Raw genomic sequence first — 15,183 nt, 5'->3', positions numbered from 1 at the left:
GACCTGTTCCGCCCATTGTTTCGAAAAGGTTCAAAAAGGGAAAGACCGACCTTTTTGAACCTTTTCTCAAACCATCTTATTGAATTCTTTTTGTAGTCGTTTAATGATTCTTTTTTCCAAACGCGAAATATATGATTGTGAGATCCCTAACATATCTGCTACATCTTTTTGTGTTTTTTCTTCATCTCCAGCTAGTCCGAACCTTAGCTCCATAATTTGTTTCTCGCGATCATTTAATGTATGAAGAGCTTTAACTAAAAGTCTTCTATCTACTTTTTCTTCAATTCCTCTTGTAATAATATCCTCTTCTGTTCCTAAAACATCAGATAGGAGAAGTTCATTTCCATCCCAATCAATGTTTAGCGGTTCATCAAAAGAGACTTCGGAACGTGTTTTGTTATTTCTTCGCAAATACATGAGAATTTCATTTTCAATACATCTTGAAGCATAAGTTGCCAATTTGATTTTCTTCTCTGGGTTAAACGTATTTACCGCTTTAATTAAACCAATTGTTCCAATACTGATTAAATCCTCGATGTTAATCCCTGTGTTTTCAAATTTACGCGCAATATAAACAACTAGTCTTAAATTACGTTCGATCAGCATTGAACGTACGGCTTTATCACCCGAAGGTAATTTTTTTAATAAAACAGCTTCTTCCTCTTTTGAAAGTGGAGGTGGTAGTGCTTCACTCCCTCCTATGTAATAGATCTCGTCTGCCTTCATTCCTAATCGATACATTAATTTGTACCACATTAAGGTTAATTTTAGTTTTAACATGTTGTGAGCCCCCTAAATACTGGATTATGCTAGCTTATCAGTGGAAACACCGAGTACTAACTTTGGATGAACAATACACTGGAATACCCCATCTGGAGATAACTCCTTATCGTGTAACCCAAGTAATACATTCTTCGTAACAAATTGTTGATTTTGGTAATAGATTTTAACCTGATCTGGTTTAAGCCCTGTTATAAATGGTGAAGATTGTCCGATGACTCGATAAGGGATAATACTTGCACGTTCAATTAGTCGTTCATCAGACCCAACATCAACTTCTGGTTGCTCATGAAAGCTCATAATGTGTTCCACTGCTTCTTTTTGAAAATAAGAGTAGAGCAATTGAGCCTCAATGATCATAACCGGTTTTTTCGTTAATGGATCAGTTAATTGGTTACCACTGTCAATCAACCCTCTTGCACTAAATGAATGTCCTGATAGTATCATTTCAACATCTACAAGTTGATCATATTGAACTTGTTTCACCTCAATTTCCTCAAAACGATGTTTTGAAAAAAACCAAATTAACGGAAAACCAACTATGACAAAAATCCAACTAATCCCACTGCCAAAGTATCCAGAGTTTACTTTGGCAATGCCATCTAATATGGCTACTTCGGTCTGCCAGAAAAAATGAAGTGCGAATAAACCACCGCCTGTCATAAAGGCAACAAAATAAAACATGAGCAAACCTTGAATAAAATAACGAAATCGCTTAAAACCAAAGGCAATAAAAACGATGACGGCGGAATAAAGAAATTTCATCCATGGCTCATAAAACAAAGATGCAACAGGACTGAACATCAAAAATACAATGAGTGATGCAAATATTGCAGCTAGGATCATGCGAATGTGCTGAAAGCGGCGCTTCAAAACTAAAGCTGTTAGAGCGATTAATAAGTAATCAATACAAAAGTTCAGTAACCAGATCACATCAATATATAAGGTCATATCCATCCTCACATCCATTGATTTGAAACAAGTATATTACACATTCTATTAAGAAGTCTGTCGCTTCATGACAAGCAACAGGGGGTTATTTTGAGAGATTTTAAGATAAATTGTCAGCTTGTTTGAAGTCGGGAAATAATAAACATTAACTACCTGATAAAATGAATCAAGTAATAAAAAAAGGAAACCTATTGTATTACCTTTATCTGGCTAATTTTCAGTAATAAAAGGGGTACCTCTTATTGATTATTCCGCTCATTTCTTATATTACAATCAAACTAGCATCATATTTCCCAAAAAAAAAAGCTGATTCAACTCGTCTCATGCGAGACTCTTGAATCAGCTTTTCATTATTTTAACGATTACGATTTCGACGATTACGTAAAAATGTCGGGATGTCTAATGTCTCTGTTGGTTCTGGTGTAGAATTACTTTGCTGAGGAGCAAAACGTTGTTCCTTTTGCTCTTCTTGAATTGGCGCTTGAGTTGTTTGTCCTCTTGAAACCGATGGAGTATCTGGACGTTGGTGTTGGTGTTGATGTCGCTGTTGATTATTACCTTCAGCAGCAACATCAAATCCTGTAGCAATTACTGTAACGACAATCTCATCTTTTAAATTTTCATTAATGACAGATCCAAAGATCATATTAACCTCAGAATCAGATGCAGCTGAAACGATTTCTGCAGCTTCATGTACTTCATAAAGAGAAAGGTTGGATCCACCAGTAATATTCATCAAGACACCTTGAGCACCGTCAACGGACGTTTCAAGCAATGGGCTCGAAATGGCCTTTTTAGCCGCTTCACTTGCACGATTCTCTCCGGTTGCAATCCCAATTCCCATCAAAGCAGATCCTTTTTCTTTCATGATTGTTTTAACATCAGCAAAATCTAGGTTAATTAAACCAGGTACTGCGATTAAATCAGATATACCTTGTACACCTTGACGTAGTACGTTATCAGCTTCCCTGAAGGCTTCTAGCATGGGCGTGTTTTTATCAACAATTTCTAATAAGCGATCATTTGGAATCACAATTAATGTGTCAACTTTTTCTTTTAAAGCTTGTATACCATCTGCTGCGTGTGTAGAGCGTTTTCGACCTTCAAACGTAAACGGACGTGTGACAACACCTACGGTTAAAGCCCCTAGCTCTTTTGCCACTTCGGCAATAACAGGTGCAGCACCTGTTCCAGTACCTCCGCCCATTCCAGCAGTAATAAAAACCATGTCTGCTCCTTGCAACACTTCTTCAAGTTGCTCACGACTTTCTTCAGCAGCTTTCTTCCCGATATCAGGATTAGCACCAGCACCTAAACCTCGTGTTAATTTCCCACCAAGTTGGAGCTTCGCTTCTGCCTTTGACAGATGTAGAGCTTGAGCATCCGTATTGACTGCAATAAAATCTACACCTTGTAAACCATTTTCTATCATTCTGTTAACGGCATTACTTCCACCACCGCCAACTCCAATAACCTTTATTTTTGCTAATTGATCCATATCCATTTCAAACTCTAACATGTAAGGTCCCCCTAATCAGACTAATCCCGCTTCATTTCTATTCAAAAAAGACTTTAAACCAGTTTTTCATTTTAGCTTTTGAATTTGACTTTTCATTTTTTGTTTTAGCTGTTTGTTCATTTTTGTCGCGTTTTGGTTCCTGGTATGTTTCTGGCGTACTAACTGCAGCTGCCACTTCTTTTCCTTGAACCTTTACATTTTTATAGGCAAATTGAATAAGCCCTACCCCACCCGTATACTGTGGCTCTCTAACTCCTAAATAATCAGGAACCGCAATACGAACATTTCCTTGCAATAATTCACTCGCTAAATCTAACACTCCAGGAATCATAACGGTTCCACCTGTTAGCACATATCCACTTGGAAAATCCTGATATCCTAACCGATTTATTTCTCGGTAAATTAATTCGAACATTTCTTCTACTCTTGGCTCAATGATATGAGCAAGATCGAATTGTGAACATTCTTCTGTTTCAGAACGCCCAATTGTTGAAACATTGAAGCGTTCATCTTTTGAAGCGTCATCGATATAAGCGTGTCCATGTTTTGTTTTGATACGCTCCGCTTCTTCTGTTGAAACTCGCAAGCAAATAGCGATATCATTTGTTATGTGATCTCCCCCAATTTGAAGGACAGATGTCGTTTGCAATGTTCCATGTTCAAAAATCGAAATGGTAATAGAGCCACCACCAATATCAATTAAACAAACACCCAAACTTTTTTCATCTTTAGAGATCGCAACCGAACTAGTTGCTAAAGGTTGCAAACAAATATCTGCCACTTGTAAACCAGCACGTTCAACACAACGAAGAAGGTTATGTAAAATCGTTTTAGATCCTGTAATAATCATACCTTCCATTTCAAGTCTTACACCGATCATACCACGTGGATCATTAATTTCATCAAGACCATCAACAACAAATTGTTTAGGAATCACATCAATAATTTCTCGTTCTGGAGGTATTGATACCACCTGTGCGGCATCAATAACACGAGTAATGTCTTCATCCCCGATTTCTCGATCAGGACTTGAAACTGCAACGACTCCATGACAAGGTTGAAGTTGAACGTGATTTCCATTGACGCCGACAACTACTTGTTTTATCGAAAGACCCACCATTCGCTCCGCTTGTTCAACTGCTCTTCGAATGGATTGAACCGTTTCGTCAATATCAACGATTGATCCTTTTTTTATTCCTTCAGAGTTTGACTTTCCAACTCCGATAATATTCATCGTACCATTTGACATTTCCCCAATTATCACTCTGACATTGGATGTACCGATGTCTAAACTTACGTAAATCTCGCTGTTGTTCAATCTGTGGCACCTCCTTGTAATTCATACGCCCTCAAAAATAACAACCATATTCTCTATCAAATTTAGAATTCACCTGAAAACTTCATAGATTATAAACTAATTCAACATAGGATTCGGTTATCCTTTTTATAAACGCTGATTTTCTCAAATTTTTATATTTTTTCATAATGCCTTTTCCCATTCGTTTGAGAAACTACCATTTTTCAGGTTTCCCTTGCCATTTCGACAACAATAACCGTCGAATTACAGCAATATTATTAAATAATCGAACCCCAAAGGCAAAAATTGCTGCTAAGTATAAGTCTACACCAAGATGTACACCTAGAAAAGCTAAACCTGCAGCTAAAAGAATATTAAAGAAAAAACCTGATAAAAAAACATTCGAATCGAAGGTTTCTTGTAAATAGGCTCGAATCCCCCCAAATAATGTATCAAGAGCAGCTAATACGGCAATTGATAAATAGCTTGAGTATTCAGCAGGAACACGGAAATCTGTCATTAAGCCTAGTAATACCCCAATTAACAAACCAATAATCGGTAACCACATCAATTACCCCTCCTTTACTTCCTCCATGTAGCGAACCCGTCTCGTTTCATCATATGCTGGTAGTTCTACTGCATCTACTATTTCAAATGATAACGAGAAACCTTCAATCTCAAATTCTTCTACAGAAGCTGATACGACCATTTGATTGTGCAATTTCTCTACTTTGTCAGATAGGATTCTTACTTCTATTGGAAGAGGAGGTAATCGACGATTGTTTAAATAAGTCACACCATTAACACTTCGAAACGCTGAATTTGTAATAATACGTTCATTACCTACTGAGATTTCCTGAGCCCCATAAATGTTCAATTCATTCACTAAAAAACGAAAAACATCCGGAGGTGGAGTTCTTCTAGCCTGTCCATAAAATTGATCGTTATATAACGCTTCAATTTTAATAATTAAGCCTTCTCCACTCATTTCAGTGAGACCAGCCTCTATTTGAAGAACTTCTACTTGTTGTAATAATACATCAATTATGTCGTGTTCACGGTTATCAACTGCACTCTCATACTGAACTAATAGCGCTTGTACTTTCTCAACTTCTGTGTTTAATTCCTGACGCCGCTCTTGTTCCGTTAATAAATCTCTTCGAAGCTCACGGATATCTCTTGTATCTCGAACAACTGGCTCTTGTGTAGTTTGAAACTGTATAGCTAGCATAAATCCAATTGTAAAAGTGGCCACTGTAAATATCCAGTTTTTATTCAAAGGTCGCTCACCCACTTTCTACAAGATGAGGCTCTAACGTAACAGCACTTTTCTTTTGAATGCGTACACTAATTTCATCATTAATGAGTTGATGATGGACTCCACCAGGTAAAGTAATTGCCGATTCCAAATGATCGGCATCACCAATCGCTGTAATGATAAAAGGGGCAGAAGATGTATTACCATCAACCCTAATTACCGGACCCGTACACTGAATATAGGATTGGTTTGATAATCTAAAACCATTTATAGCAATAGCCTCGGCACCAGCAACAAATAATTCTTCGACTACACGTTGAATGTGAAACTCATGAACGATATAGTTATTGGGATTATCTCCGTCTGGTATATAGTCAGCATCTTCTAATGAAATTTCAATTCCTTGTCCTTCAACCTTAACTTGACCAACAAGTTTTCTTAAACGTTCAATATCTTCTAATAAATTTTGTGCCTTTTCTTCTTGTTCTTTATCAATGGAGGCTAAGTTACTCTCAAGTTCTCTTACCTCAGCCTGAGCCAATCGTAAATCTTCTTGTAAATTCCGATTAGCTGTTTGCTCCATAATCACTTGATTTCTTAACTCATCTTCAATTTCCCATTGACGTTCATATCCTGGCAATAGTGATGAACTTCTTTCACTCGTAACTTCATAACTAAGTGCTAAGATAAAACCAGTTACGAGTAAGACGAAGGATAGAATGACATGTTTACCCTTCACTCTCACTAGCGGTTTCCTCCTCTGTCTTGAATTCCTCGAAATAAGGACTCATCCTCATATGAAGAATTCCCTTTTTGTTTGCGTCTAACTCCTCGACAATTGATGGATAAGAAGCAACATTTCCTGAGAAATCCCTGATTGAAGTATGAACCTCAATCCCATCTGTCATAAAAAGAACGATAGAAAGGGAGTCACTCTCAGATGGTCGATAGAAAATTTCAGAGATTCGCTCTATTAGTTGACTAGAAACCTTTTGCAATTCTGCTGATAACTCAGCTAATTCTTCACCTTGAGAAAAATCAATTAACAAAGGGGCATCTGATGGAAATTCATGTTTAGGTAGTTCCTTTAAATATTGACCCGTCTCAAGAATTGGGAAGTATTTATCATCACGATAAAGATACCCGATTCTTGCATATTCTTGAACTTCAACACTAACGGTATTGGGAAAGTGCCTATTTACGCTTACATTGGCAATTTCTTTATGTGAAAGGAGACGCTCTTTGATCTTGTCTTTATCTAGATTCCACATGCTTGTCCCATTATCAATCCCACTCAGTTTAATAATGGGTTCATCTGAAACAAAGTGATTACTTTCTACAATCACATTCCTTACATGGCTTAACGGGGATTGAAAATATACCATCAACATTAATAGTAAGAAAAAGAAAGATAAAAAGAACAGCAAGCGGCGGTTAGCACGCTGTTTTCGCTGCTCTTTAAGCGATGGGATTCGTTCATTAATTGTTACTACCTTTTCCCTGCTCATGCTTAATTCCCCCGACCCATCTTACGTACTCACATAAAGATCTCCTACCATCCAATTGTTTCAATTATTAAGGGAAAGGAGATACGTAATGATAGGTTCAATTGTACCATATTTTTGGTTAAAATTAATCTCATTTTTCGTTTTCTTTTCGTCTCCCAATCAATTCTACTTCCGTTTCAATCTCAATATCATGTTTAGCTTTAATCGTCTCTTTTACATGAGTAATTAAATCAACGACATCTTGTGCTTTGGCTTCTTCAACATTAACGATAAAATTAGCATGCATCGGAGAAATTTGCGCTCCTCCAATTTGATATCCTTTTAAACCGGCTTTTTCAATTAATTGACCAGCATAATGAGGAAGTGGATTTCTAAATACACTTCCACATGTAGGATGCTTCCATGGTTGCGACTCTCTGCGATAATCTTTGTATGCTTGCATATGTTTGACAATTTCTTCTTTCTCGCCCTTTTCTAATTGAAACACAGCCTCTACACATATTCCCTTTTCATTCTGTAATCTTGAGGTTCTGTAAGAAAAGCCCATATCTTCCCCTTTTATCCACTCAAGTCTACCATCTGAAAAAAGAATCAATGCTTCTTTTAAAATGTTTGATATATCTGATCCATGAGCCCCTGCATTCATAAATACAGCTCCGCCGACAGACCCAGGAATTCCACCAGCAAACTCAAGTCCAGAAAGACCTTTGCGACTAATTACTGTTGCTAATTTAATTAAGGGATAACCTCCCCCTACTTTTATCAAGTCCTCATTAATTTCAAGATAATCTAAACCTTTTCCTAGCTTAATGACAACCCCTTCAATTCCTCCATCAGCTACAAGCAAATTAGAACCCCTTCCAATTACTCGCCATGGTATGTTATGAAGTGTGATTAAATTTATAAGACGCTTTAAGCTTTCTAAATTATCTGGTTCTATTAAGACATCTGCTGGACCACCAATTTTCCAGGTGGTGTGATTAGAAAGATGCTCATTCTCTTTGATAGTACCAATTTGTTCTTTTTTAATTTGTTTTAAAAATGTATCCACCTAAGTTCCCTCATTTCATACTCTAAGAAGTTACTTCACGCTCATTATTATTATTTATGCTTAAGCCCATTTAATTGTTCAAGATGTAGTTCAAAACCCCCATGTTTTAGCAAACACCACGATGAATGCAAACTAGGACTTACGCCTTAGTTTTCGTATAAAAAGGTAAAGATCAACCTTTTTGAACTACATCTACAAGAACTTGATAGACATTTTCTGCTGCTTGGGGGACACCTAATTTTAGGGCTGCCTCATGCATCGTCTGCCAACTTCCATTCACATTAAATACACGATCAATATCATCTAGTAACATTTGGCCGCTCATCTCTTGTTCCTTACGGACGATTGCAGCACCATTTGTTTTTAAAGAATATGCATTCTTTTCTTGATGATTATTCGTTACATAAGGACTTGGGATTAAAATACTAGGTAAACCCAAAGCTGTGATCTCAGCCAACGTTGTGGCACCCGCACGCGCAACTATTAAATCGACAGCCCCCAGGACGTCCGGCATGTTATGGATAAAAGGTTTAACAATAATATTCGGTGATTGTTCCACCTCTTTGACCTTCTCCATAACAGCATCATAGTGCACCGCACCTGTAACGTAAACAACTTGGTAATTCTGTTTTGCCCATTTATCTAAAACCGAATTAAAAGCTTCGTTGATCGGACGTGCGCCTCTACTTCCTCCAACAATTAAAACCGTTCTTTTATTAACATCAAGCCCTAAAGACATGCGACCCGCTTTCCGATCAATATTCAAAACATCTGAGGCCCTTGGGTTTCCAGTAAAGACTACCTTTTTTTCAGGAAAAAATGACTTTGCTTCGTTAAAACAAATCGCTATCCGGTCCACATATCTACTAAGAAATTTATTTGTTAAACCAGGCACACTGTTCTGCTCATGAATAACAGTAGGGATTTTAAGTTTGGCAGCTGCATATACAACCGGCCCACATACATAACCACCTGTCCCGATTACAACATCTGGTTTAAATTGCTTAATTAACTTTTTAGCACGCTTAGTTCCCGTTATAAAACGCGTAATTGTCTTTAAGTTCTCTATGGAAAGTTTGCGTTTGAATCCCGAGATATGTATGGTTTCGAAAGGTATTCCTTCTCTAGGAACAATATCAGCCTCAAGTCCACGTTCTGTTCCTATGTATAATATTTCAGCATCAGTATGTTTCCTTTTTATTTCTTTAATTAAGGACATGGCCGGATAAATATGACCACCTGTGCCTCCTCCACTTACAAGTACTCTCATCGGTTTCCTCCCAAATAACTTGATTAGTATCATTTTATCATGAACAGAACTTGTATTATACACGATTCCTATTTGTTTTTCGCTCATACCATTATCTTTCATATTTCTACATGAATAACGAATGTTCGATAATAAACCAAGTTGCTCTGAAGAAAAAAACTGAGTAATGGTTTTTGTGCCACTACTCAGTTTAATTTATTTTATTTATCTTACATACCGACTTATATTTAATAACACTCCTATGGATACAAGCATTAACGTCAAAGAAGAGCCACCATAACTAAGCAAAGGCAGTGTAATTCCAGTTACAGGCATTAACCCCGTTACTACCCCAATGTTGATCATCACTTGAATAGCGACCATCGAGATAATCCCTACAGCTAAAAAACTACCAAATAAGTCAGGTGCTCCTAAAGCAATTCGAATTCCTCTCCATAGTAAAATACCAAATAGTAATAGAACAACAAAGCCCCCAATAAAGCCAAGCTCTTCTGATAAAATTGCAAAAATAAAATCTGTTTGAGGTTCCGGTAAATAAAAATATTTCTGCCTACTTTCACCAAGACCCATTCCCATTAATCCACCAGGTCCAATTGCGTAAAGAGATTGAATAATTTGAAATCCACTCCCTAAAGGGTCTGACCATGGATCTAAGAACGAAGTGATTCTCTTGATACGATAAGGAGCAGATGCAATCAATGCAATAAATCCCGCAAGACCTGCAACCCCTAACCAAGCAAAATGACTGAGACGTGCTCCAGCAACAAAAATCATAATGACACATGTTCCTACCATCACTGCGCCAGTTCCTAAATCTGGTTGAAGCATAATCATAGCAAAAGCCACCATGACGAGAGAAAGAGAAGGAATGACTCCTTGCTTAAAAGAACTGATCTTCTTTTGATTCTCTGATAGGTATTTCGCCAAAAACGCAATCATTGCCATTTTCATAAATTCAGAAGGTTGAATAGAAAAAGCTCCAACCCCTATCCAACTTCTCGCTCCACCTCGTACAAGTCCAACACCTGGTATTAATACGATTACTAATAAAATAAAACAGATGATTAGGATGACCTTAGCCCAAGTTCTCCATGTCCAATAATCAACACGCATCATAAAGAGCATAGCGATTACCCCTACCCCTGCAAAAAACAACTGACGTTTTGCAAAGAAAAAAGAATCATCGAACCTATAATTAGCCCAGGCAGCACTCGCACTATAAACCATAATCAATCCGATTACTAAAAGAGCAATCGTGGTAACCATCAAAACATAATCTGGTTCTGTTTTCTTATTTGGCATAGTAATAAACACCTCATCCAGCACGAATTAAGTATACAGATTTCCTGTACAACCCCTCAACCTAATCGTATGCATGAGTCGATTGAAACATGTCCACAATGATGAATGACAAAAAAGAAGATTGACTCTAATGAAATAAAAATGAGATTAAAAGACCAAATCAGACTTGATTTGATCTTACTCATACCCTTATTTCTTATCGTAGCTTAGCTGATTCACTAATCATTAGTCTTTATCATACTGTAAGACGTTCAATTGCTTCTACAAACCGTTTTCCTCGTTCTTCAAACGTCTTATATTGATCCCAACTCGCACAGGCAGGAGAAAGTAAAATAACGTCATCTAACCGAGATTGGCTAAAAGCAAGGTTTACAGCTTCCTCCATCTGATCTGCAAATAATATAGTTTCAACACCAGCTTCTTTGGCCACTCTAGCCAATTTTTCTTTAGTTTGACCAAATGTAACGAGGGCCTTTACATTCGTTAATGATGGAGCTAGTTCATCAAATTCATTCCCACGATCCAGTCCACCGGCTAAAAGAATAGTTGGTTCCTTAAAAGCTTCCAACGCTTTCTGTGAAGCCAAAATATTAGTAGCCTTTGAATCATTGTAAAACCGTCTGCCTTGAAATTCTTTTACAAATTGAAGTCTATGCTCTACCCCAGAAAACGTCTTTAACACATATTCTATTTGATTAACCTGTGCGCCCATTGTTAAAGCTGCTCCAATTGCTGCTAAAATATTTTCTAAGTTATGCCTTCCTGGCAAAACTACTGAATCTAATTGGACGAGTGGTTGTCCATTAAAATTAATAAATCCATTCTTTAAATCTAAACCTCTTGTTAACTCCCTCTTCGTTGAAAAAGGAATTAACGTAGCATGACTCGATTCAGCAACTTTAGACACTGCTTTGTCATCTGCATTATAAACGAGATAATCTTCTATTGTTTGATTAACAGTAATCTTTGCTTTTGCATTCTTATATTCTTCTTTCGTGCCATGATAATCAAGGTGAGCATCAAATAAATTCAAAAATACGCTGACCTTAGGCTTAAACTTTTCCGTTCCAAGAAGTTGGAAACTAGAAACCTCTAATACAATTACATTTTGCACGGTTGCCTGTTCAGCGACTTCACAAGCCACTGTACCGATATTTCCCGCTATTAGGGGTTTACGTAAACTATTTATTAACATCTCATAAATAAGTGTTGTTGTTGTTGTTTTCCCATTTGACCCTGTGATAGCCACAAATTCAGCAGCGCTTATGGCTGAAGCAAGCTCTACTTCAGTTACAACCGATATCCCTTTTTTTAATGCCCCTCTAACAATTGGATTACTATATGGTATACCTGGGTTTTTAACAACTATTTCAAACCCTTCTTCTAATAACTCCAAAGGATGATGTCCACAAATTACCTTTATTCCTAACTGTTCTAATTGTTGCGCCTGACTATTTTCTTCATAGGGTTTTGAATCATTGATCGTTACAATTGCCCCTAACCTAAATAGCAATCTTGCTGCCGCTTCGCCACTTTTGGCCAGACCTAATACTAGAATTTTTTTTCCTGTATATTGATTTTTCATTTACAACCACACCTCTAAATAGATTCCTAAGATAGCGAAAATCATACCAACAAACCAAAATGTAACGACAACTCGCCATTCAGACCAACCTGTTAATTCATAGTGGTGGTGCAATGGACTCATTTTAAAGATTCGTTTTCCTCTTGTTTTAAAAGAAATGACTTGGATAATAACAGATAAAGTCTCGATAACAAAAACCCCGCCAATAATAATAAGTAGGATTTCCATTTTCGTCATAATTGCAATCGCTGCAATAGCCCCTCCTAAAGCAAGAGAACCCGTATCTCCCATAAAAACTTTAGCTGGGTGAGCATTAAAAACTAAAAAACCTAAAACTGCACCAACAATTGCCGCACTAAATATAGATAAATCGATATAACCGACATGCCACGCAAGAATGGCAAAAGCACCGAACGCAATAGCACCCGTCCCAGCCAATAACCCATCAAGACCATCAGTGAGATTCACCGCATTAGAAGCTCCAACTAACATGACAATGACTAAAGGTAAGTATAGCCATCCTAAATCAAAAGTAATCCCTGTAACTGGGATGGTAATTTCAGTTGAAAAATCCATTTGAATGAGACCAATATAAAAAAGAATGGAAATAAGTAGTTGACCAACTAATTTTTGTTTTGAAGTTAATCCGAGATTTCTTTTTAGGACAACCTTAATAAAATCATCTAAAAATCCAACTAAACCAAATCCAACCGTTACTAACAAAAGCAATAAAATTTCTTGGCTGAATGATAAGAAACGTGTAGAAATAAAAAGAGTGGTCACTAATATCGAAAGGACAATTACAATACCACCCATTGTCGGTGTCCCCGTTTTCTTTTGATGTGATTTCGGTCCTTCTTCTCTGATACTTTGCCCAAATTTAAGCCTTCTTAAAAAAGGGATAAAAAGTGGAGAGAGAAGGACAGCAATAAGAAATGAAAGCAGTAAAGTAAGAAGTAAAATTCGTTCTAACATCACCGATCATTCCTCCTTTCTTCTCAACTATAACAGTATAATTTAATTTTTATGAAAGAACGGAGACCTTTACTAAATAAGGTCTCTTAATATTGATATCGTTCGTCCGCTTTTTATATGCTTTAAATAGAAAAATCCAACAAACAAACTGGTGTAGAATCTTTTATTAAACTCTTTCTCTAATAGCTAATCTTGCAATTTCCCTGTCATCAAAGTGATGTTTTTTTCCTCCAATGTCTTGATATGTCTCGTGACCTTTTCCCGCAATCACGATTATATCATCTGGATTAGCTTCTTTAATCGCTTGCTTAATCGCCTTTTCTCGATCTAGAATCATGACATATTCTCCTTCATTAACCCCAGCTGTCATGTCTTTTATGATTTGCTCTGGATCTTCTGAACGAGGATTATCAGAAGTGAAAATAGCACGATCCGCATAATCAACAGCGATTTTAGCCATGATCGGTCGCTTTGTCTTGTCTCTATCACCACCACAACCAACAATAGCAATAATTTGTTTTTGAGCAAATTCTTTGCAAGTTTTCAATACATTTTCCAAGCTATCACTAGTATGAGCGTAATCAACGATAACGGTAAAATCCTGACCTTCATCAACTGTTTCGAAACGACCAGCCACACCTTGGATTTGCTGTAAACTTTCTTTAATAGTTGATAAGGGAACGTTCGATACTAAAGAAGCAGCTGTAGCTGCTAATGCATTATAAACACTGAACAATCCAATTAAATTCATCGAAATCGTTTCACGTTTTCCGAAGGCAATCATGTCAAATTTAGTACCAGAAGGCGTAATAATAATATTCTCAGCTTTTATGTCAGCCAATTCATTTATTCCATATGTAACGACATCTACAGTTGTTAAGCGAGACAATTCAAGTGAAGCGGGGTCATCAGCATTAAGTATAGCTACTTTATCTGAAAAAGTATTTCCTAACTGAGCAAATAAAAGACCCTTAGCGAATAAGTATGCTTCCATCGACTGGTGATAATCTAAATGATCTTGTGTTAAATTAGTAAATACCGCTACATTAAAATCACAGCCTCTAACTCTTCCCATATGAAGCGCATGAGAAGAAACTTCCATCATGACTGTGTCTACTTGCGCTTCAACCATTTCCTTAAATAATCCTTGCAAAGGCAAAGACTCAGGAGTTGTATTCCTTGTTTCCTGCTCGGTATCTCCAATCTTGGTATACATTGTTCCTATTAATCCCGTCTTCTTACTCGCATCCTGCATGATCTTTTCAATTAAGTGAGTAACCGTTGTTTTGCCATTTGTTCCTGTCACACCAATTAGGTGTAGTTTTTTAGTTGGGTTATCATAAAAGTGGCAAGCCAACTTTGCCATAATCCGTTTGGTATCTTTTACAATAATAACAGGGATAGAGACAGAAAGAGGGCGCTCAGCGATGATCGCGACCGCCCCTTGTTTTTCTGCTTGAATCGCAAAGTCATGTCCATCAACTGTGTATCCTTGAATACAGATAAAAACAGTTCCATTTTTTACGTTTCTTGAATCCATCTCTAGTGAACTGACATTAGGATTCTCTTTAATTATATTGTGTTGAAAACGCAATGGTTTCAATAGCTCTTGTAACTTCATCATTTTGTAAAACCTCTCTATCATCCATTTACATATTGATTATCATGCCATTGATTATTTTAGACG

14 protein-coding genes are annotated in these 15,183 nt (G+C 37.0%); all 14 read right to left on the bottom strand.

Going from position 1 to position 15,183, the window contains the following annotated elements:
* Window positions 1-66 precede the first annotated feature (66 nt).
* Window positions 67-780 carry an RNA polymerase sporulation sigma factor SigE gene (gene sigE, locus LDX58_RS04905; RefSeq protein ID WP_227935735.1) on the bottom strand — a complete coding sequence of 238 codons (714 nt, stop codon included), beginning with the start codon at window positions 778-780 and terminating at the stop codon, window positions 67-69.
* Window positions 781-804: 24 nt separating this feature from the next.
* Window positions 805-1,731 carry a sigma-E processing peptidase SpoIIGA gene (gene spoIIGA, locus LDX58_RS04900; protein ID WP_227935734.1) on the bottom strand — a complete coding sequence of 309 codons (927 nt, stop codon included), beginning with the start codon at window positions 1,729-1,731 and terminating at the stop codon, window positions 805-807.
* A 355-nt stretch (window positions 1,732-2,086) separates the two neighbouring features.
* Window positions 2,087-3,250 (bottom strand): cell division protein FtsZ, encoded by a 1,164-nt coding sequence (gene ftsZ, locus LDX58_RS04895; RefSeq protein ID WP_227935733.1) that lies wholly within the window; start codon window positions 3,248-3,250, stop codon window positions 2,087-2,089.
* A gap of 37 nt (window positions 3,251-3,287) precedes the next feature.
* Window positions 3,288-4,568, bottom strand: a complete 1,281-nt coding sequence (gene ftsA, locus LDX58_RS04890) for a cell division protein FtsA (RefSeq protein WP_227935732.1) — start codon at window positions 4,566-4,568, stop codon at window positions 3,288-3,290.
* Window positions 4,569-4,761: 193 nt separating this feature from the next.
* A complete protein-coding gene (locus tag LDX58_RS04885) occupies window positions 4,762-5,115 on the bottom strand; it encodes a small basic family protein (RefSeq protein WP_227935731.1) in 354 nt (117 codons plus the stop codon).
* A gap of 3 nt (window positions 5,116-5,118) precedes the next feature.
* A complete protein-coding gene (locus LDX58_RS04880; protein WP_227935730.1) occupies window positions 5,119-5,826 on the bottom strand; it encodes a DUF881 domain-containing protein in 708 nt (235 codons plus the stop codon).
* Between the two features lie 7 nt (window positions 5,827-5,833).
* A complete protein-coding gene (locus LDX58_RS04875; protein WP_227935729.1) occupies window positions 5,834-6,550 on the bottom strand; it encodes a DUF881 domain-containing protein in 717 nt (238 codons plus the stop codon).
* Window positions 6,534-7,313, bottom strand: a complete 780-nt coding sequence (locus LDX58_RS04870) for a cell division protein FtsQ/DivIB (RefSeq protein ID WP_227935728.1) — start codon at window positions 7,311-7,313, stop codon at window positions 6,534-6,536. The genes LDX58_RS04875 and LDX58_RS04870 overlap by 17 nt, the downstream gene beginning before the upstream one ends.
* 130 nt (window positions 7,314-7,443) lie before the next feature.
* On the bottom strand, window positions 7,444-8,364 hold the full coding sequence (gene murB / locus LDX58_RS04865; protein ID WP_227935727.1) for a UDP-N-acetylmuramate dehydrogenase: 921 nt from the start codon (window positions 8,362-8,364) through the stop codon (window positions 7,444-7,446).
* A 172-nt stretch (window positions 8,365-8,536) separates the two neighbouring features.
* Complete coding sequence (gene murG, locus LDX58_RS04860; protein WP_227935726.1) at window positions 8,537-9,634, bottom strand: undecaprenyldiphospho-muramoylpentapeptide beta-N-acetylglucosaminyltransferase; 1,098 nt, start codon at window positions 9,632-9,634, stop codon at window positions 8,537-8,539.
* A gap of 204 nt (window positions 9,635-9,838) precedes the next feature.
* Window positions 9,839-10,936: a stage V sporulation protein E gene (spoVE, locus tag LDX58_RS04855; protein ID WP_227935725.1), complete on the bottom strand. Its 1,098-nt coding sequence runs from the start codon at window positions 10,934-10,936 to the stop codon at window positions 9,839-9,841.
* Window positions 10,937-11,171: 235 nt separating this feature from the next.
* The gene (murD, locus tag LDX58_RS04850) at window positions 11,172-12,521 is read right to left on the bottom strand and encodes a UDP-N-acetylmuramoyl-L-alanine--D-glutamate ligase (protein ID WP_227935724.1); all 1,350 of its coding nucleotides are present in this window, start codon (window positions 12,519-12,521) and stop codon (window positions 11,172-11,174) included.
* The gene (mraY, locus tag LDX58_RS04845) at window positions 12,522-13,496 is read right to left on the bottom strand and encodes a phospho-N-acetylmuramoyl-pentapeptide-transferase (protein WP_227935723.1); all 975 of its coding nucleotides are present in this window, start codon (window positions 13,494-13,496) and stop codon (window positions 12,522-12,524) included.
* 166 nt (window positions 13,497-13,662) lie between these two features.
* Complete coding sequence (locus LDX58_RS04840; protein WP_227935985.1) at window positions 13,663-15,117, bottom strand: UDP-N-acetylmuramoyl-L-alanyl-D-glutamate--2,6-diaminopimelate ligase; 1,455 nt, start codon at window positions 15,115-15,117, stop codon at window positions 13,663-13,665.
* Between the last annotated feature and the right edge of the window lie 66 nt (window positions 15,118-15,183).

This window comes from Alkalihalobacillus deserti (genome assembly GCF_020734105.1).
Classification (GTDB): Bacteria; Bacillota; Bacilli; order Bacillales; family Bacillaceae_D; genus Halalkalibacter; species Halalkalibacter deserti.
Note: the sequence above shows the minus strand (reverse complement) of the source record. Positions and strands in the feature narration are given on the sequence as shown.

Excerpts from the sequence above, each read along its gene's own strand:
- LDX58_RS04840 (WP_227935985.1), bottom strand. The coding sequence starts at position 15,117 with ATGAAGTTACAAGAGCTATTGAAACCATTGCGTTTTCAACACAATATA.
- sigE (WP_227935735.1), bottom strand. The coding sequence starts at position 780 with ATGTTAAAACTAAAATTAACCTTAATGTGGTACAAATTAATGTATCGA.
- ftsZ (WP_227935733.1), bottom strand. The coding sequence starts at position 3,250 with ATGTTAGAGTTTGAAATGGATATGGATCAATTAGCAAAAATAAAGGTT.
- spoIIGA (WP_227935734.1), bottom strand. The coding sequence starts at position 1,731 with ATGACCTTATATATTGATGTGATCTGGTTACTGAACTTTTGTATTGAT.
- spoVE (WP_227935725.1), bottom strand. The coding sequence starts at position 10,936 with ATGCCAAATAAGAAAACAGAACCAGATTATGTTTTGATGGTTACCACG.
- murG (WP_227935726.1), bottom strand. The coding sequence starts at position 9,634 with ATGAGAGTACTTGTAAGTGGAGGAGGCACAGGTGGTCATATTTATCCG.
- murD (WP_227935724.1), bottom strand. The coding sequence starts at position 12,521 with ATGAAAAATCAATATACAGGAAAAAAAATTCTAGTATTAGGTCTGGCC.
- LDX58_RS04870 (WP_227935728.1), bottom strand. The coding sequence starts at position 7,313 with ATGAGCAGGGAAAAGGTAGTAACAATTAATGAACGAATCCCATCGCTT.
- mraY (WP_227935723.1), bottom strand. The coding sequence starts at position 13,496 with ATGTTAGAACGAATTTTACTTCTTACTTTACTGCTTTCATTTCTTATT.
- LDX58_RS04885 (WP_227935731.1), bottom strand. The coding sequence starts at position 5,115 with ATGTGGTTACCGATTATTGGTTTGTTAATTGGGGTATTACTAGGCTTA.